The following is a 17967-nucleotide window of genomic DNA, read 5'->3' on the forward strand; positions in this document are numbered from 1 at the left end:
TTTGGGCATAAGCTTAGCTCAAGTCAAGTGAACCGCCAGTGCAGCGCAGCATCGGCGGCCGCCTCGCCCGACCGCAAAGCACCCTCTATGGTTGCCGGCAACCCGGTGTGTGTCCAGTCCCCGGCCAAGCACAACCCATACCCCGGCGGGCGGGTTGGCGGGCGGCGGCAAAGCTGATCGGGGGTCTGGGCGAAGGTCGCGCGCTTTTCCTTGATGATGCGCACCGGTGGCCGGGCGGCCGCGTCCAGGCCAAGGGCCAGGGCGACATCGCGCCAGATCCTTGCTGCGATCTCGTCGGGGTCAAGGGCGGCCAGGGCGTCGGCGGCGCTGACGGTGACCGAGGCGACATCACCGCGCACGAACAGCCATTCGGCGGTGCCGCCGATGACGCCGAGCGGTCCTTCAAAGTCGTCGGCGAAGCCCTCGGGGGCATGGTCCAGGCGGAAATGGGCATTGACGATGCAGCGGCTGCCTTCGGGAACCGTCAGGCCGGGCAGCAAACCGGCGGCCACCGCCGGCGGTACGGCCAGCACCACCTGATCGGCCGGGCCAAGACGCAGCGGCGTTTCTTCGGAGAAGACCAGGGCGGCGGGCCGGCCGTCGCCATACTCGATGGCGCGCAGACGGTGGTTGAAGGCGATTTCGGCGCCGCGCGCCGTCAGCCAAGCCAGCGCCGGGGTGACGAAGCTGTCAGACAGGCCATTGCGGGCCATGCGCGGCCGACAGGCGGCCTCGCCCCGGCCGAAGGTCTCCTTGATCACCGGCCACAGCAGGGCGGCGGCCGCCTCCTCGGGGGCGGCATTGAGCACGCCCACGGTCAAAGGCGCCCAGAAGCGGCGATACAGCGGGGTGCCCGGAGTCAGCAGATCGGCGACTCGGTCGGCGTCGCTGGCGCGGGCCAGCTTCAGCCCTTCCAGATAATCCCGGGCCCGCGTCCCGGGAATGCGCCGGTCGGCCCGCAGCAGCCACCAGGGCACGGGTCCGGCCGAGGGGGTCAGGCACCAGCGCTCGCCGGTTTCGACATCAAGGAAGGGAAAGCGCGCCCGCTCCGGGCCGTCCAGGCGATCGCTGGCGCCGATGGTCGCCAGGAAGGCGTTTACCGCGCGGTTGCCCGACAGCAAAAGATGGTTGCCGTTGTCGATCAGGCGGTCGAGGCTGGCGTCGACGAACGAGCGGCAGCGGCCGCCGGCCTGTCCGGCCGCCTCGTGCAGGCTGACCGCCCTCCCGTGCGAGACAAGGCGCACGGCGCAGGCCAGACCGGCCATGCCGGCGCCGATGATGTGGACGCGGGGGGCGGCGGCGTTCGGCGCGGGGTGGGGCATCGGCGCCTTCACAGCCAGCCGTGGCGCAGGGCGATGCCGAGCTTGGTCAGCCGGGAGACCTTGACCGGCTCGCCCAGGCGGGCCCAGCCGCGCACCATCAAGGCGGCATGAATGCGGCGATAGACCTCTTTCATGATGATCGCCGGGCGCATGGTCTTGCGATCGCAGGCGGCCTGGGCGCGGTCGGCCTCGGCGAATTCGGCCGCCGCCTTGCTCGCCAGTTCGGCGCAGACCTTGGCCGTGGCCGGATGGACGAGCACGGCGTCGATATCCTTGGTGGTTTTCAGGCCATGGGCGCGCAGCCGGCTGAGCGGCAGATAAAGCCGGTCGCGCTCGGCGTCCTCGACGACGTCGCGCAGGATGTTGGTCAACTGCAGCGCCAGCCCGGTGTGGCGGGCCACGTCGTCGGACAACGCCGGATCGGCGCCGAAGATGCGGTTGGACAACCGGCCGACGGCGCAGGCCACCCAGTCGCAATATTGCTCAAGCTCGGTGATGTCGCGAATGCGCACCCGGGGGCCGGCATCAAGCTCCATCCCTTCGATGACCGCCAGGAAGTCTTCGCGCGGCAGGGCGAAGCGGCGGATCGGTCCGTCAAGGGCGCGGGCCACCGGATGCTCGGGCCCCTTGCCGCCACGGGCGTAAAGGGCCTCGATCTCGTCGCGCCAGCGCGCCAGCTCGGCCCGCTTCTCGGCCTCGGGGGCGGTGCCGTCGGCGATATCGTCGACCACCCGGCAAAAGGCGTAGATGGCATACATCGCCAGACGGCGTTCGCGCGGCAGGATGCGCATCGCCCCATAGAACGAGGTGCCCGAGGCCTTGGTGATCGCTTCGACATGGGCGGCCAGCTCGGCCGGGCTGCGCGGTCCGGGATCGGCGCCGGCGCTGGCGTCCCCCGAATAGGTCCGGCCCTTCCATTCGCCGCCGCGCCCGACGTAATGGCGCCGCGCCGAATCGATGGTCATCAGCGTATAGAGCAGGGCGGCCAAAGGCAGGGCGAGACCGGCCATCGGCGGACGGCGGTAGAGATGGAGGGTCGGCCGGTAAATGATCGCCAGCCCGATCCAGCCGACCAGCCCGGCGACGGCGGCGGGGAAATCGGCGCTGAGGATGCCGACGATCAGGGAGACGGGCGGCACCAGATAAAGCAGCGTCATGCCGATCACGGCGCCGATCAGCCGCAGGGGCGAGTGGTGAAGCTGGACATAGGCGGTGCGCGCGACCATCCGCCAGACATCGCCCAACTCATCATTGGGACGCAGCGATCGCGTCCGCCCGGCCAGTCCCAGCCAGATCGGGCCCTTTTCCTTAAGCAGGGCGGCCAGCGCGCAATCGTCGATCAGCGCGCCGCGCACGGCGGCGACGCCGCCGATGGCGTCAAGGGTTTCGCGCCTGGCCAGGATGCATCCCCCCGCCGCGCCGGCGACCCGCCGATCGGGATCATTGACCAAGGGAAAGGGATAGAGCTTCTGGAAGAAGAAGATGAAGGCCGGGATCAGCAGATGTTCCCAGGCGCTTTCGCAGCGCAGCTTGACCATCAGCGAGGCCATCACCAAGCCATCGCGTTCGCATTTGCCGACCAGCCGGGCGATGTTGCCCGGGATATGTTCGATGTCGGCATCGGTCAGCAAGACATAGCGGGCCTCGGGAACCGCCTGGGCAGCGACCTCCAGCCCCTGGTGGACGGCCCAGAGCTTCCCCGACCACCCCGCTTCCAGCGGCTTGCCGGGAACGACGATCAGCCGCGAGGGGCCATCATAGACGCTGGCGGCGCCGGCCCGCGCCGCATCGGCGGTGCCGTCACTGCTGGAGTCGTCGACCACCACCACCACCAGACGGCCGGGATAGCTTTGATTGAGCAGCGAGCGCACGGTTTGGCCGATGGTGTGGGCCTCGTCGCGCGCCGGGATGACGGCGACCACGGCCGGGGCGGCGCCGGGCGCCATGGTATTCTGGCCCAAACGCTGGTCGCAGCGCCAGAAGCGCCGGCGCGTTAGAAGAACCACCGCCCAGGCCGCCAGCGACAGCAGCGCCACCAGGGCCAAGGGCGACAGCTGCAGGGGGGGGATCATCGGTAAGCTCCCGGAACCATGAGGTAGGCAGCACAGGCGCGGGCGGCGCAGAACGCCGTCGCCGCCTTGCCCAGCTTCACCCGCTGCGCCAGCGGATCCTGGCGCGCGAGGCGCCCGGTCAGCGTTTGGGCGATGGAAACGATCACGGCGGCTTCCAGGCCAAGGCGGCGGTCGATGATATCGCCGGGCAGCGGCCGGGCGGCGTCAAGCAACCGGCGCGTTCCCTCCAGGCAGCGGTCGAGCACCCGGCGCAAGCCCGGTGTGCAGGCGGCGCGGTCCAGGTCGCTTACCGACGCGCCCTCGGCGGCCAGCCAGTCGGCGGGCAGATAGACGCGGTCGAGCACCCGGAAATCATCCTGGCAGTCCTGAAGGTGATTGATGACCTGAAGGGCGACGCACAGCGCGTCGGACGAGGCATAGCCCGCCCGCGACCCGCCGTGGAGATCGATCAGATAGCGACCGACCGGGGCGGCCGACAGCCGGCAATAGTCCATCATCTCGGCCCAGGTGGCGTAGCGGCCCTTCACCGCGTCTTGCTTGAAGGCGGCGATCAGTTCGACGCCATGGATGGCCGGTACCCCGGTGGCTTCCAGGCTGACGCGCAGGGCGTGGCCCTTGGCATAGGCGGGGTCGGTGGTGTCGCGTCCGGTGATCGCCTCTTCGAACCCCTGGAGGCGGTCGATCTTGGCGGCGGCGTCAAGATCGGGGCTGTCGGCGATGTCGTCGATCGCCCGGGCGAAGGCATAGAAGCGGGCGACATGGGGACGCAAGCGGGCGGGCAACAGGACCGAGCCCACCGGGAAGTTCTCGGTGCCCGCATCCTTGCCCGAGGGCATCTCGACGGCGGAGATCGGCGGAGGGGAATCGGGAGGGGTGTCCGGGGCGGCCATGGCGAGGGAAGAACCGATGTTGTGGATGGCAGGGCGTTTAGCATGAACCGCCCCTGGCGTCGACCGGAACCCACCCCCGACCGGTAATCACCGGTGAAGGGATCGTCCAAGTCGGCGGCCTTCACCCCTTGGCCGGAGCGGGGTGTTTTCCATCGTTTCCTGGCGAAGGGGCGTGGGATATGATCAAATGGTCCTCTTTTCGTCTTGAAAAAATGGAGGCTGATGTGGGTCGGCAGGACCATTCTCCGCAGTCTCTTGCCGTCTTGCGCAGCCACCCGATGGTCCGCGCCATTCTTGACGCCCTGACCCTGCCCGCGGCGGTGATCATGGCCCGCGACGGCCGGGTTCTCGAGGGCAACGCCGCCTTCTTCGAGGCCCTGGGCCGGCCGGCCGACGCCGTGCTCGACCATCCCGCCCCCTTTGACGTGTCGATCGCCGACGCGGCGGCGACGGCCGGCGGCCCGGCCAGCCCTCCGCCCTCGCGCCGGCGCTGTGCTTTCCTGCGCGCCGATGGCGTTCTCGTTCAGGCCACCTTGGGGGTTGGCGTTCTGGAAGGGGTGGCCGGGCTGGTGCTGGTCACCCTGGATGGCATCGCCGGGGCCGATGGCTGTCCGCTGCGCCGACGGGCCGAAGCGACGGTGCCCTGCGCCGCCGACCGCTTCCGCTCGCTTTTCGATCTGGCGCCGATCGGCATGGCGATGCTCGATGGCGAGCGCCGCTGGCGACAGGCCAATAGCGTGATGTGCCGGCTGCTGGGTGTTCCCTTCGAAGGGTTGGCCGCGAAGCGCTGGTCCGATAGCGTCCACCCCGAAGACCGCGGCCGTGACGAACGCTTTTTCGCCAGTCTGCTGCGGAACGACGACAAGGCCAGCACCACCAATCTGCGGCTGGTCGCCGCCGATGGCCGGGTGGTGCCGGTCACCCTGTCGCTGGGCGTGATGCGCGATGGACCGAAGGGGCAGTCCGACCAGATCCTTGTGCTGGTCCAAGACATTTCCGAACGGGTGGACTGGGAAGCGACCAAGGCCGAGAACGAGGCCCGGCTGCGTTCGCTGATCAACGCCACCACCGATGCGATTTTCCTGCTTGATCCCGATGGTGCCATCCGGGTCATCAACCGCGCCGGAGCCCGGTTGCTGGGCACCACGGCGCGGGCGGCGGCGGGCCGCAGCTTCTATGAGTTCCTCGACGCTCCGCAGGCGACGGAGCGACGCGCCCTGTTTGGCGAAGTGCTGGCGACCCTGCTGCCGGTCAACGGCATCGAGCGCTGGGGCGAGCGTTGGCTCGATATGGTGGTTTTTCCGGTGGTCGACGGCGATGGCAAGGCGATGGGGGTGACGCTGTTCACCCGCGATATCACCTCGCGCCGCGAAGCCGAGGACCGGGCGCGGGCCGCCGAGCGCCATCTGCTTGAGGCCACCGAACTGATGTCGGCGGCGATGCTGCTGTTCGACCCCCAGGGTATTCTGGTCTTGATCAACTCCGCCTGCCGGGCCGCCCTGCCCGACCTGGAGGACATCCTTCATCCCGGCCTGAGCTTTATCGAACTGCGCGCCGCCATCGTCGCCCGCCGGTTGTTTGTCCAGGCGATCACCGAGTCGCAGGGCGGGATCAAGGGCGGAACGCCCGGTCCGGCGCCGATCGAGGTCCGCGGCAAGGACGGGCGGTGGCTGTTGATACGCCAGAGCGCGACCTCAAGCGGCTATACCCTGATCCTGGGCACCGATATCACCGAATTGAAACGGCGCGAGCGGGCCTTGGCCGATGCCAAGGAAGTCGCCGAATACGCCAACCGGGCCAAAAGCGAGTTTCTGGCCAATATGAGCCATGAACTGCGCACGCCGCTCAACGCCATCATCGGTTTTTCCGATATCACCCGCCATCAGATGTTCGGGCGGCTCGATAACCCGGTCTATGTGGATTACGCCCGCAACATCTATGACTCGGGCACGCATCTGCTGGAGATCATCAGCGATATCCTGGATCTGGCCAAGATCGAGGCCGGCGAACTGGGGCTCGACGAGGAGGAGGTCGATGCCGCCCGTCTGGTCGACAGCGCCATCCAGATGGTGACGCCGCGCGCCACGTCCAAACGCATCGCCTTGACCAACCTGCTGACCGGCGATCTGCCCCGCTTGTGGTGCGATCCCTTGCGACTCAAGCAGGTGCTGATCAACCTGTTGTCCAATGCCGTCAAATACACCCAGGAAGACGGGGCGGTGGCGGTGACCGCCCGGCTGGCCGGCGGGGACGGTCTGGCGATTTCGGTGATCGACACCGGCATCGGCATGGACGAGGCCGGCATTCAGGTGGCGATGACCGCCTTTGGTCAGGTCGAAAGCCCCTATTCCCGCCGCCAGGGCGGCACCGGCCTGGGCTTGCCGCTGACCCGCAAGCTGACCGAGGCCCATCAGGGGTGTTTGACCATCGCCAGCCGCCCGGGCGAGGGCACGACGGTGACCATCCTGCTGCCCGCCCATCGCCTGCGGGCCGCTTCTTAGCCGTGAGGGCGGCGCGCTGGACGGCCGAGGCGGCCGATTTGCCCGCCGTCGCCGGAGCCTATCTGCTGCTGATCGATCTGGCGCGGCCGGTGGCGTTGGCCCCGCCCCTCGACGCCCTCCTGCCCCCCGGCCGCTATGTGTATTGCGGCAGCGCGCGGGGCCCCGGCGGCATCCGCGCCCGCTGCGCCCGTCATCTGCGGGCGGGCAAGACCCTGCGCTGGCATGTCGACCGGCTGAGCGAGGCGGCGCGCGCCTTGCGGGTTCTGGCGGTGGTCGACGGCGATGAATGCGCCCTTGTCGCCCGTCTGCGCGCTCTTGAGGGCGCCGGGATCCCGGTCGCGGGCTTTGGCGCCTCCGACTGCCGAACCTGTCCCGCCCATCTGCTCAGCCTGCCCGGCAGCGCCGCCCAGGTCGCCAAACGCATCAGGGAGGCGCTGTGACGGTAGGATCCTGGGGTGGGGGGGCGGGTTTGCGGGCTTGCCATAGGCGGTAGGGATCGGCGCGCTGGTCGTGTTCCTCCATCGAGGTCAGCTCGCCTTTGAGAAAGGCCCCGGCCCGCTCCTCGGCCCGCGAGGGCAGGGGCGCGGCGGGGTTGGCGATCCAGGCGGCGATATCGTCGAGCACCACCTCGGCCTGCAGGTCGCGGGTTAGCAGGTGCCAGCCCTCGGGATAGACGGCAAGGCGCTGGAGCGGCGGTTCGCCGGGCAGGCGGCGGGCGACCTCGCGGATCGGTTCGGCCGGGATGATCTGGTCGTTCAGCCCATAGAGCATCAGCACCGGTCCGCCAAGGGCGCCGGCGCGGGCATAGGCCTGATCCATGATATCGACAACGCCGCGCATGGCGTCGGTGCGCGTGGCCCGGATCCACAGCGGATCCTCGGCGATGCGGTAGAGCAGCGGCAGATTGTCGCTGGGATAGCGCTTCAATCCCTTGCCCGACAGCCGCAGCCCGGGCACGACCCGCGAGGCGAGCCACAGCGCCGCCCGGTAGCTCCAGGGCATGGTGTCGCGCCCCCAGACGGCGGGCGCCGACAGCACCAGGCCGGCGACGAGATCCCGGGGGGCTTCCGGGCCGGTCAGGGCAGTGATGGCGATGGCGCCGCCCATGCTTTCGCCCAGCACATACAGCGGGCGTTCGGGGTGGCGGGCGTGGAGGGTGGCGATCGCCTCGCGGGCGTCGCGGACCAGAATGTCGCCGCCCGGCCACAACCCCCGTCCCGGCGCCGTTCCGAAGCCGCGCTGGTCATAGGCGTGAACGGCGATGCCGCGCGCCGCCAGGGCTGGGCCGGCGGTCTCGAAGGCGCCGGAATAATCGTTGAAGCCGTGCAGGGCCAGGATCTCGGCCCGCACCGGCCCCTTGGCCGGCTCCCACGAGCGCAAAGGCAGAACGATGCCGTCCCTGGCGCGAAACGACAAGGGGGTCATCGCCGCCAAGCCGTCGGGCGGGCCCGAGGGCGCCAGCGCCGGGGCGCAGGCGGCCAGTCCGAGCAGGCCGGCAACAAGCGCCGCCCGTCCCAAACGCGATCCCCTGGCGCCTCCATTGCCGCTCACCCGATCTCCTGGGCCCGGTGGTGGCTTGAGGTCAGACGCAGGAAGACATCCTCGAGGTCGGCTTCGCGGGTCGTCAGATCGGCGATGGTCAGGCCGCCGGCGCGCGCCGCGTCGAGGATGCGGGCCATCGGCAGCGAACTGGGGTGATAGGTGATCACCAGATGATAGGGATCGCGCAACTCGGCGCCGAGCGCCGCCAGGGCCGGGGGCGGGGCGTCAAGCGGTTGGGCGAGCCGCAGGGTCAGGCTTTTGTTATCGAGGCGGCCCAACAGGGTGGTCGTTGGTTCGCTGACCACCACCTTGCCGTGATCGATGATGGCGATGCGGTCACACAGCTCCTCGGCCTCCTCCAGGTAATGGGTGGTCAGAAGAACGGTGGTTCCCCGGGCGTTCAGGTCGCGCACATAGGCCCAAAGCTGCTGGCGCAATTCGATGTCGACGCCGGCGGTGGGTTCATCGAGCACCAGGATCGGCGGGGAATGGACCATCGCCTTGGCCACCAGCAAGCGCCGACGCATGCCGCCCGACAGGGTGCGCGAATAGGCGTCGGCCTTATCCTCCAGCCCGACGGCGCGCAGGATCTCCAGCGTCCGCCGCTCGGCCTTGGGAACGCCATACAGGCCGGCCTGCACATCGAGCATCTCGCGCGGGGTGAAGAAGGGATCGAAGCTCAGTTCCTGGGGAACGATGCCGATGGCGCAGCGCGCGGCGCGCTCGTCGGTGTCGATGTCGTTGCCCCAGATCCGCACCCGGCCCGAGGTCTTGCGCACAAGCCCGGCCATGATGTTGATCAGGGTCGATTTGCCCGCGCCATTGGGGCCGAGCAGGCCAAAGAACGAGCCGCGCGGGATGGCCAGCGACAGCGACTCCAGCGCGACCTTGCCGCCGCCATAGACCTTGCGCAGGGCATCGATCTCGATGGCGTTGTCGGGCAGACCGCTGACGGGGGCGCGATCGAAGGCGGCCGGAACGGAGGCGGAGGAGGGGAGGGAGGGGGAGGACGACATCAAAACCTTGGGGTCTCTCTGGGGTTGGCGACCGGCGGCGGGCCTGTGTTTTAGCGTTGCGCCGACCATCGCAAGGGGTATCATCCGGGTCCGCGGAGGGCGACGGCCCGACTTAAGGCGTTCGGCTCGCCGCGTCAGACCCCCCGAACGAAAGGGAGCACCGATGTCCCACGAGCCCACTTTTCCGGTCACGGAAACCGTGACCGTCGAGTCTTTGACGGTCGTCTGCGACGGCGGTGGCGGGGCGCTCGGCCACCCCGCTATTTATCTGCACATCAAACCGGCGATCGGCAAGGTCTGCTGTCCCTATTGCTCGCGCTCTTATGTCGCCAGCCCCCAGGCGCTGACCGCCGCGCCGGCCCATTAAGGGGCTTCGGCCTCAAGGACCTTGGGCCGACGGTTGACGATGGTTTCGCGGTGGAGGATGTAAAGCCCGCTGCCGATGATCAGCGGCAATCCCATCAGCGACGAGGGCGAGGGCAAGTCGCCAAACAGGAACCAGCCCGCCGCCACCGCCCAGATCAGATAACTGTAATCAAATGGGGCGACGGTGGAGGCCGGGGCGAGGCGCATGGCCTGGGTCATGCTGAGCATCGCCAGCCCGCCGACCATCCCCAAAATCAGCAACATCGCCAGATCGCCCGGGTCGGGCGTCACCCATACCGCCGGCATCGCCGGCAGGACCAGCAGCGGCGAGAACAGCGTGAACCAGAAGGAACTGGTGGCGCTGGTCATGATCTGGCCCTGCAGCCGCAGAATGATCATCAGCACCGCATAACACAAGGTGCCGCCGACGGCGAAGAGGGCGTACTGCGAGAGCACCCCGCCGCCGGGGCGCAAGATCACCAGAACGCCGGCGAAGCCGACCAGCAGGGCCAACCAGCGCCGGGGGCCGACCCGTTCCTTGAGCAGAACGATCGACAATAGGGTGACCATGAGCGGCGAGGAGAAATTGATCGCCGCCACATCGGCCAGCGACATCTTGGCGATGGCCATGAAGAACAAGGTGACCGCCGTCGTTCCCAGCACCACGCGCAGCGCCAGCAGCCGCGGCTGAATCAGCCGGCGGTGGCTGGCGGGCTGGCGGAGAAAGACCGGGGTCAGCACGATCAGGGCGCCGAGCGAGCGGAACAGCACGATCAGCAGGATCGGCTGACCGGCGCTCAGCAGCTTGGCCAGAGTATCCATGATGGCGAACAGCGCCATCGCCAATACGATAAACCCAATGGCGGCCAAGGGATTGTCACGCCGGGCGCCCACAGCGGGGAGGCCGGTTGGGAGAGATGTCATGAGAAGGACCGGGTTGTCCAGTAGGGGTTGAGCAGACTTGTCAACACCATTTGGAGGTTTGCAATTCATTTGCGATCAGAGTTAATATTTTCTCGCTACAAGTCGGTGGTCAAGGGTCTTCCCCTCGGGGATCGGTGACATCATATAGAAAATAGGATGGCCAGAGATCCGCCCCAGGGCTCCAGCGGAGCCGGTGGCGGACTGGAAAACGGCTCGATCGCAGACTCGCCGACTAGGACATTCGTCCGCGCGGCGGGAACGACACTATCCGGGAGAGAGCGCCCGGTCAAAAAAGGGCCCCTGGGTCAAAGGGGGATCGCGCGATGGCCCGTCGGGTAGGGCGCCAAAGCGCGGCAGGTGACGAACCGATTTCTGGGTAAGATGGGAGACGAGCACATGACCACGGCAGCACTGCGTAAGCGACGGGACGATCTGCTTTCGATGCCGCACAGGGTGTCCGCCAAGGAGGGACTTTCGTCGTCGTTCTCCCGTACCTGTCCCGATCCTTTTATCACCGGGCCCTATGCCTGGGACGAGGAGCCCTTGATCAGCGATCTTCTCCAAGACGATCTGATGCGCTCGATGATGAGCAGCGACGGTGTCGGCGACGAGATTCTGTCGGCCCTGATCGACCACGCCCGGGTGCGCCTCGCCGGGTGACCCTGGCCGGATAATTTTTTTGACGATCGACGCTGAGTGACACGCACCCCGCCCCCCGATGATCGGAGGGCGGGGTTTTTGTCGTCTGGTCGGTGGCAGGCTTAGATCAGGCCCTTACCCATCACCTCGGTCAGGCGGCGGGCGAAGGCGATGGCATCGGCCGGAGCCTCGCCTTCCAGAATGCGCGCCTGATCCATCAGCAGCAGGGCGGCTTCGTCAACGCTGCCGCCGGTCGCGGCGCGCTCGGCCAGGGTTTTGACCAAGGCGTGGCGCGGATTGATCTCGAGCACCCGGTCGCCCGACAGCTCGCTGCCCTGATTGGCCTGACGCAGCAGCTTTTGCAGATGCAGGCTCATCGCCCCTTCCTTGGCGACAAGGCAGACCGGGCTATCGGTCAGGCGGGCGGACACCCGCACGTCGGCCACCGCCGTGCCCAGGGCGGCCTTCATCGCCGCGATCAAGGCGTCCATCTTGGCGGTCTCGGCCGGGGCGTGCTCGGCGTCATCGGGGGGCTGCTTGCCGTCGATCAGCGCCAGCCGTTCCAGATCGGCCGATCCTTGGGCGACCGCCTTCAAGGCGGTGTCGCCGACCTTGGGCACGGCGCTGACCCAGAATTCATCGATGGGATCGGTCAGCAACAGCACCTCGACGCCGCGGGCCACGAAGCCTTCGACCTGCGGGCTGCGCGCCAGGGCGGTCGCGTCGTCGCCGGTGATGTAATAGAGCGCCGACTGGCCTTCCTTCATCCGGCCGATCACCGTTTCAAGAGACACCGGGGTGTCGGAGGCGGTGGTGCGGAAGCGGGCGAGGGCGACCAGATCCTCCTTGCGCTCGAAATCCTCGTAGATGCCTTCCTTGAGGACGGCGCCGAAGTTTTCCCAGAAGGTCAGATAGGCGCTTTCATCGTCGCGGGCGCGCTTGGCCAGATCATCGATCAGACGCTTGGTCAGGCCGCCCTTGATCTTGCGCAGGCGCGGGTCGTCCTGGAGCATTTCGCGGCTGACGTTGAGCGGCAGATCCGAGGAATCGACCACGCCGCGCACGAAGCGCAGATAGGACGGCAGAAGCTCTTCGCAGTCATCGGTGATGAACACCCGGTTGACATACAGCTTCACCCGGGGCTTGCGGTCCTGGGTGAACAGGTCGAAGGGCTGCTGGCCGGGAACGAACAGCAAGGCGGTGTATTCAAGCTTGCCTTCGGCCCGGTAGTGAAGGGTGTGCCAGGGCGTTTCGAAGCCATGGGCGACATGGTGATAGAACTCGGCGTATTGCTCGTCGGTGATCTGGTCGCGCGGCCGCGTCCACAGGGCGCTGGCCTCGTTCAGCCGCTCGGGCTCGCCCTCCTTGCCGGCGTAATCCACCGGAATGGCGATGTGGTCGGAGTAGGTCTTGACGATCTCGCGCAGGCGGTGCTCGTCAAGGAAATCGCGGGCGTCCTCGCGCAGATGAAGGGTGATCGCCGCGCCACGGCCCGCGCCCTCGACCTCGCTGACCGAAAAGCTGCCCTTGCCGTCCGAACTCCAGCGCCAGCCCTGGGCCTCGCCGGCACGCCGGGTGACCACCTCGACCTTATCGGCGACCATGAAGGCGGAATAGAAGCCGACGCCGAACTGGCCGATCAGCGAGACATCGCCGCTCGCCGCCTGGCTTTTGGCCTTCAGGGCCTCGGCGAAGGCCTGGGTGCCCGAGCGGGCGATGGTGCCCAGGTTCTCGATCAATTCGTGGCGGTTCATGCCGATGCCGTTATCGGCGATGGTCAGGGTGCCGGCCTCGGCGTCGATCGACAGCCGAATGCGGAACGCGCCGTCGCCCTCGAGCAGGGCCGGCTGGGTCAGCCCTTCATAACGCAGCTTGTCGCAGGCGTCCGAGGCGTTCGAGATCAATTCCCTGAGGAAGATCTTGCGGTCGGAGTAAAGCGAATGGACGACGATATCGAGAAGTTTGGAGACCTCCGCCTGGAAGGAGAGCGTTTCCTCGGACATGGCCGGTTCAATCCCTGCTTGCTGATGTCGAGCTTGCCTGATGCGGGCCTTTCGCGAGATTACCCCGCTTGACCCCGGCGGCGAGACATATGAGGCAGACAGCCGTCGAGTGCAAGACACGAAGGGCGCCCACTACGGGAACGGGCGGTTTCGCGGTTGACCCGCCGGTTGTTTCGGGCGGCATTTTTATAAGTAAAACAGCGACGAACGCGAAAAAGGGAGACAACCTCCATCCTCTCGTGGAACACTCGTCCCGTCCGTCCAGTTACGCTTGGGTGGACCCCGCCCAAGGCTCTTGCCCGACGAGGACCAACGGCCGGCCGCCCCCTTCCGGGGTCGGGGGCTTGGCGTCTCGGAAGCAACGTCTTGGCGGGCGGGGTTGCCTTTAGCTGGGATTTCCAGGGAGAGCTCCATGCAAATTCCCGTGCAGATCGTTTTTCGCGGTATCGATCACTCCGACGCCGTGGAAGAAAGAATTCGTGAAAAAGCCGCCAAGCTGGAGCAGTTTCATAAAAACATAACCGCCTGCCGGGTGGTTGTGGAAATGCACCATAAAAATACCTCGCATGTTCATAAGCGCGGTGAGCCGTTCCTTATCTCCGTTCAGGTTTCGGTACCGGGCGAAGACCTGAACGCCGTCAGCTCTCATGGAAAGGATGCCGACCTGAAAGCCCATGAGGACGTGGGCATCGCCTTGCGCGATGCTTTCGAATCCATGGAGCGTCAACTCCGTGATATCGCCGAGCGCAAGAGGGCCGAACAAAAGGTCGAAGCCAAGGTGATGCCCGAGTAGGCGCGGGCGCTCCGGCCCTTTCGGGGGGATCTCCGGGGGTCGGTTGATTACGCCGAGGCTGCGGGCCGAAACGCGCACTTGTAATTTCGGACCGCGCGCGGGAGGGTGTGCCTGTCATGACGGACCCAGGCACACCGACCCGCATCACCGCCGTTCTCGGCCCGACCAATACGGGCAAGACCCATCTCGCGATGGAGCGCATGCTTGGCCATGCCTCGGGGATGATCGGCTTTCCCTTACGGCTTCTCGCCCGCGAGAATTACGACAAGGCCGTGCGCCGGGTTGGCGCCTCCCGGGTGGCCTTGGTCACCGGCGAGGAAAAGATCCTTCCCCCCCGCCCCAGTTATTTCATCTGCACCGTTGAAAGCATGCCGATCGACCGCCGGGTCGATTTCCTGGCGATCGACGAGATCCAGCTGTGCGGCGATCCCGAACGCGGCCACCTGTTCACCGAACGCCTGCTCAACGCCCGGGGGCGCGAGGAAACCATGTTCCTTGGCGCCGAGACCATGGCGCCGCTGATCCGCAAGCTGGTGCCCGGCTGCCAGTTCGACACCCGGCCCCGTTTCTCGCAACTGACCTATAACGGCCATCGCAAGCTGACGCGGTTGCCCCCGCGTTCGGCGGTGGTCGCCTTTTCGGCCGATGACGTCTACGCCATCGCCGAGCTGGTGCGGCGCCAGCGCGGCGGGGCGGCGGTGGTGATGGGCGCCCTGTCGCCGCGCACCCGCAACGCCCAGGTCGCGCTCTATCAATCGGGCGAAGTGGATTATCTGGTGGCCACCGATGCCATCGGCATGGGGCTGAACATGGATGTCGACCATGTGGCCTTTGCCGCCCTGTCGAAATTCGACGGCCAGGGCCAGCGCGGATTGAGCGCCCAGGAGGTCGCCCAGATCGCCGGCCGCGCCGGGCGCCATATGAACGATGGCACCTTCGGCGTCACCGGCGATGCCGGGCCGATCGCCGAGGATACGGTCGCCCGGGTGGAAACCCATGCCTTCGCCCCCCTGCGCCAGATCTTCTGGCGCAATCCCCGGCTTGATTTCCGCTCGGTCGAGGCCTTGCTGAAGTCGCTGGGCGCCGCGCCCCCCGACGAGGGGCTGATGCGGCCAAGACGGGCCGAGGACCAGCAGGCCCTGGAGATTCTGGCCCAGGATCCCGAGATCGCCCAGGCCGCCGTCGGCCCGCAAAAAGTGGGGCTGCTGTGGGACGTGTGCCGGATTCCCGATTTCCGCAAACTGCGCGCCGAGACCCATGTCCGGCTGCTTGGACAGATTTTTCGCCATTTAACCGCCGGAAATCGACGATTACCCGATGATTTTGTCGCCGGACATGCGAAACGCATGGACCGAAACGACGGCGACATCCATGCTCTGGTTGATCGCATAGCCGGAATACGGGTATGGACCTATGTGTCCCACCAAGGGGACTGGCTTGGCGACCCGGGGTATTGGCAGGAGGCGACGCGGGCCATAGAGGACCGTTTGTCCGATGCTCTGCACGAAAAGCTGACTCAGCGGTTTGTCGATAGACGAACCGCGACCCTCATGCGTCGTCTGGGAGAACGCGCGATGCTCGACGCTGATGTGGCGGCCACCGATGGCCGTGTGAATGTGGAAGGCCACGATGTGGGCCGGTTGGAAGGGTTGACCTTCCATGCCGAGGCCACGGGTGGGCGCGAGGGGGACAAGGCCGTCCTCAACGCCGCCCAAAAGGCGCTGCGCCGGGAAATCGGCGAGCGGGTTCAACGTCTGGCTGCTGACGACGATCCGGTCTTCTCCCTTGATCCCGCCGGCCAACTGCTGTGGCGGGGTGCGCCGGTTGCCCGGCTTGAGAAGGGGCCCGAGGTGCTGCGGCCGCTGGTGACCCTGCCCGCCGAAAGCCTGCTCGACGCGGCCCAGGCCGAGGCGGTGAAAACCCGCCTTGAGGCTTGGGTGAAGCATCACCTGGGCACGCGTCTGAAGCCGCTGTTCGCCCTTGATCTCGCCCCGCTTAAAGGCGCGGCGCGCGGGTTGGCTTTCCAGCTGGCGGAAAATCTGGGCACGCTGTCGCGCTCGGCGGCCAATGAGCATGTGGACGGACAGGTGCGGGCGCTTTCGGAAGCCGACCGCAAGGCCCTGGCCCGCGCCGGGGTGCGCCTTGGCGTCGAATGCCTGTTCATGCCCGATTTGCTCAAGCCCGATCCCCAGCGCCTGCTGGCGGTTCTGTGGCGGATCGATGCCGGCCGTCATGGCGGCGACGTTCCCGCCGATGGCCGGGTGTCGTTCCCGGTGGACAAGCGTGTTCCGCATGCGTTCTACCATGCCATCGGTTATCGCGTGGTTGGCGATACCGCCGTGCGGGTGGATATGATCGAACGCTTCGCCGCCGATGTGCGCCGGTTGGTGCGCGACGCCTTGCCGGCCAAGGGCAAGCCCGCGGACGTGTCGGCGACCCCGGCGGAGGCCGCGCCCGAAACGGCCGCCGACTCGGCCGGCGCGGGCGGTGATGCCGCGACGCCGACGCCTGTCGTCGATGCCACGACGCCGACGTCCGTCGTCGATGCCACGACGCCGACGTCCGTCGTCGATGCCGCGCCGGAAACCCCGGGTAACGCGCCCATCGACACCCCGGCCGTCGCGGTCGCCGCCGTCGAGGGTCCCTCGACCGAGGCGAGCGCCGAGCCGACGGAAGCTCCTGAAGCCGCCGCCGAAGCCGCCCCCGAAGCCGCCGTCGAGGCGGATCGGGCCGGCGAGGGCGGGGAAGAGGCAACGGCGGCCGCCGGCCCGACGGGTCGTCCGGCCAAGCCCGAGCCGCCCCAGGCGCGCGAGGGTGAGGTTCACCTGCCTCCCGATATGCTGCCGCCGCTGGGCATCGGCGCCGAGGAGGGCGTTGGCGTGCTGACCGCCCTTGGCTATGGGGTGCGGCTGGAAGCCGGGGCGCTGTTCTTGCGGCCGCGTCGGCGCAAGGTCAGCCACGGTCATGGCCATGCCCATGGCGCCGGCCAGGCGCCCGGGCGGTCCCAGGGCGGCCGCGGGCGTGGGCCCGCGGCGGCGCGTCCCGCCGGCGAAGCGGCTTCGGCCGGGGATCCCGCCCAGGAGCGCAAGGCCAGACCCCACACGGCGGGCGATCGTCCGCCCCGGGACGGCGAGGGACGCGACAAGGCGTCGCGCGAGCCCCGTCGCGGATCGGGCAAGGGGGGCGGCTACAAAGGCGATGGCAAGGGGGGCGGTGGCGCCTCGACCACCGCTTACAGCAGCGGTCCGCGACCGGCGCGCTCGGAGATCAACCCCGATAGTCCCTTTGCCAAGCTAAGGGAACTGATGGGTCGATGAGCAAGGCCGGCATCGGAGCCGGAGACGGGGCGGGCGGGCTATCGCCAGGGATCGATAGCCCGCTTTCGCAGCGGATCGATAAGTGGCTGTGGTACGCCCGCTTCTGCAAAACGCGCGGTCTGGCCCAAACCCTATGCGCCGCCGGCCATGTGAAGCGCGAGGGGGAGTCGCTGGTCAAGGCGGCCACCCTGGTGCGGCCGGGGGACCGCCTGACCCTGGTCCTTGGCCCGCTGCGCCGAACGGTGGTGGTGCGCGCGGCCGGGGCGCGGCGGGGGCCGGCCCCCGAAGCCAGAACCCTTTATGACGAGCCCGAGCCCGCCGAACGTCTGGGCGATCCGACGATGGAAGGGCTGTCGCGACCAAGCGGCGGCGGGCGGCCGACCAAAAAGGATCGCCGCGCCCTTGATCGCTGGCGGGCCGAGGACGAGTAGGCCGCTTTTCGGGCTTGATGCCGGGCGGCGCGGAGCCCAGCTAAGGCAAACCCCAAGCGATCTGAACCAGGGCGCGGCGACGATGTGCTTCACCATCAGGACTCCGGCCCGGACCGGACCTGCGGCCCGGGGCTTTTTTCCAAAGCGGAGT

At 67.8% G+C, this 17967-nt stretch carries 14 protein-coding genes; 7 read left to right on the forward strand and 7 right to left on the reverse strand.

Going from position 1 to position 17967, the window contains the following annotated elements; translation table 11 throughout:
* Positions 1 to 23: 23 nt before the first annotated feature.
* From hpnE to hpnC, 3 genes are read right to left on the reverse strand one after another with little or no spacing between them, the layout of a single operon-like run.
* Complete coding sequence (hpnE, locus tag RRU_RS00320; protein WP_011387824.1) at positions 24 to 1322, reverse strand: hydroxysqualene dehydroxylase HpnE; 1299 nt, start codon at positions 1320 to 1322, stop codon at positions 24 to 26.
* A gap of 8 nt (positions 1323 to 1330) precedes the next feature.
* Complete coding sequence (gene hpnD, locus RRU_RS00325) at positions 1331 to 3394, reverse strand: presqualene diphosphate synthase HpnD (protein WP_011387825.1); 2064 nt, start codon at positions 3392 to 3394, stop codon at positions 1331 to 1333.
* Positions 3391 to 4284, reverse strand: coding sequence for a squalene synthase HpnC (hpnC, locus tag RRU_RS00330; protein ID WP_011387826.1), 894 nt, complete (start codon positions 4282 to 4284; stop codon positions 3391 to 3393). Before hpnC ends, hpnD begins: the two co-directional genes overlap by 4 nt.
* Before the next feature lie 224 nt (positions 4285 to 4508).
* On the opposite strand from hpnC, the gene RRU_RS00335 reads away from it, so the two are divergent.
* Entirely contained in the window at positions 4509 to 6785 is a 2277-nt protein-coding gene (locus RRU_RS00335) for a PAS domain-containing protein (protein ID WP_237703810.1), read from the forward strand.
* A 2-nt stretch (positions 6786 to 6787) separates the two neighbouring features.
* Entirely contained in the window at positions 6788 to 7225 is a 438-nt protein-coding gene (locus RRU_RS00340; RefSeq protein ID WP_011387828.1) for a GIY-YIG nuclease family protein, read from the forward strand.
* On the opposite strand, the gene RRU_RS00345 is transcribed toward RRU_RS00340, so the two are convergent.
* Complete coding sequence (locus RRU_RS00345) at positions 7209 to 8336, reverse strand: alpha/beta hydrolase (RefSeq protein ID WP_011387829.1); 1128 nt, start codon at positions 8334 to 8336, stop codon at positions 7209 to 7211. The two genes, RRU_RS00340 and RRU_RS00345, sit on opposite strands and share 17 nt — an antisense overlap.
* A complete protein-coding gene (locus RRU_RS00350) occupies positions 8333 to 9343 on the reverse strand; it encodes an ABC transporter ATP-binding protein (RefSeq protein WP_011387830.1) in 1011 nt (336 codons plus the stop codon). The genes RRU_RS00345 and RRU_RS00350 overlap by 4 nt, the downstream gene beginning before the upstream one ends.
* Before the next feature lie 163 nt (positions 9344 to 9506).
* Between RRU_RS00350 and RRU_RS00355 the strand changes: the two genes are divergently transcribed.
* Positions 9507 to 9710, forward strand: a complete 204-nt coding sequence (locus RRU_RS00355) for a zinc-finger domain-containing protein (RefSeq protein WP_014625863.1) — start codon at positions 9507 to 9509, stop codon at positions 9708 to 9710.
* On the opposite strand, the gene RRU_RS00360 is transcribed toward RRU_RS00355, so the two are convergent.
* The gene (locus RRU_RS00360) at positions 9707 to 10633 is read right to left on the reverse strand and encodes a DMT family transporter (protein WP_162470590.1); all 927 of its coding nucleotides are present in this window, start codon (positions 10631 to 10633) and stop codon (positions 9707 to 9709) included. The genes RRU_RS00355 and RRU_RS00360 overlap by 4 nt on opposite strands.
* A 396-nt stretch (positions 10634 to 11029) precedes the next feature.
* On the opposite strand from RRU_RS00360, the gene RRU_RS00365 reads away from it, so the two are divergent.
* Positions 11030 to 11293 (forward strand): hypothetical protein, encoded by a 264-nt coding sequence (locus tag RRU_RS00365; protein ID WP_011387832.1) that lies wholly within the window; start codon positions 11030 to 11032, stop codon positions 11291 to 11293.
* A gap of 101 nt (positions 11294 to 11394) precedes the next feature.
* On the opposite strand, the gene htpG is transcribed toward RRU_RS00365, so the two are convergent.
* Positions 11395 to 13275 carry a molecular chaperone HtpG gene (htpG, locus tag RRU_RS00370; RefSeq protein WP_011387833.1) on the reverse strand — a complete coding sequence of 627 codons (1881 nt, stop codon included), beginning with the start codon at positions 13273 to 13275 and terminating at the stop codon, positions 11395 to 11397.
* A 412-nt stretch (positions 13276 to 13687) separates the two neighbouring features.
* On the opposite strand from htpG, the gene RRU_RS00375 reads away from it, so the two are divergent.
* The 3 genes from RRU_RS00375 (at position 13688) to RRU_RS00385 (ending at position 17816) form a co-directional block, all read left to right on the forward strand.
* Positions 13688 to 14068 carry an HPF/RaiA family ribosome-associated protein gene (locus RRU_RS00375; protein ID WP_011387834.1) on the forward strand — a complete coding sequence of 127 codons (381 nt, stop codon included), beginning with the start codon at positions 13688 to 13690 and terminating at the stop codon, positions 14066 to 14068.
* Between the two features lie 116 nt (positions 14069 to 14184).
* Positions 14185 to 17385: a helicase-related protein gene (locus RRU_RS00380; RefSeq protein WP_011387835.1), complete on the forward strand. Its 3201-nt coding sequence runs from the start codon at positions 14185 to 14187 to the stop codon at positions 17383 to 17385.
* Complete coding sequence (locus RRU_RS00385) at positions 17382 to 17816, forward strand: RNA-binding S4 domain-containing protein (protein WP_011387836.1); 435 nt, start codon at positions 17382 to 17384, stop codon at positions 17814 to 17816. Before RRU_RS00380 ends, RRU_RS00385 begins: the two co-directional genes overlap by 4 nt.
* The last annotated feature ends 151 nt before the right edge of the window (positions 17817 to 17967 follow it).

The sequence above is a fragment of the Rhodospirillum rubrum ATCC 11170 genome (assembly GCF_000013085.1).
Classification (GTDB): Bacteria; Pseudomonadota; Alphaproteobacteria; order Rhodospirillales; family Rhodospirillaceae; genus Rhodospirillum; species Rhodospirillum rubrum.

Bases quoted from the DNA above. Each gene is read 5' to 3' on its own strand.
- hpnE (WP_011387824.1), bottom strand. From the start codon at position 1,322: ATGCCCCACCCCGCGCCGAACGCCGCCGCCCCCCGCGTCCACATCATC.
- hpnD (WP_011387825.1), bottom strand. From the start codon at position 3,394: ATGATCCCCCCCCTGCAGCTGTCGCCCTTGGCCCTGGTGGCGCTGCTG.
- hpnC (WP_011387826.1), bottom strand. From the start codon at position 4,284: ATGGCCGCCCCGGACACCCCTCCCGATTCCCCTCCGCCGATCTCCGCC.
- RRU_RS00350 (WP_011387830.1), bottom strand. From the start codon at position 9,343: ATGTCGTCCTCCCCCTCCCTCCCCTCCTCCGCCTCCGTTCCGGCCGCC.
- RRU_RS00355 (WP_014625863.1), top strand. From the start codon at position 9,507: ATGTCCCACGAGCCCACTTTTCCGGTCACGGAAACCGTGACCGTCGAG.
- RRU_RS00360 (WP_162470590.1), bottom strand. From the start codon at position 10,633: ATGACATCTCTCCCAACCGGCCTCCCCGCTGTGGGCGCCCGGCGTGAC.
- RRU_RS00365 (WP_011387832.1), top strand. From the start codon at position 11,030: ATGACCACGGCAGCACTGCGTAAGCGACGGGACGATCTGCTTTCGATG.
- htpG (WP_011387833.1), bottom strand. From the start codon at position 13,275: ATGTCCGAGGAAACGCTCTCCTTCCAGGCGGAGGTCTCCAAACTTCTC.
- RRU_RS00375 (WP_011387834.1), top strand. From the start codon at position 13,688: ATGCAAATTCCCGTGCAGATCGTTTTTCGCGGTATCGATCACTCCGAC.
- RRU_RS00380 (WP_011387835.1), top strand. From the start codon at position 14,185: ATGACGGACCCAGGCACACCGACCCGCATCACCGCCGTTCTCGGCCCG.
- RRU_RS00385 (WP_011387836.1), top strand. From the start codon at position 17,382: ATGAGCAAGGCCGGCATCGGAGCCGGAGACGGGGCGGGCGGGCTATCG.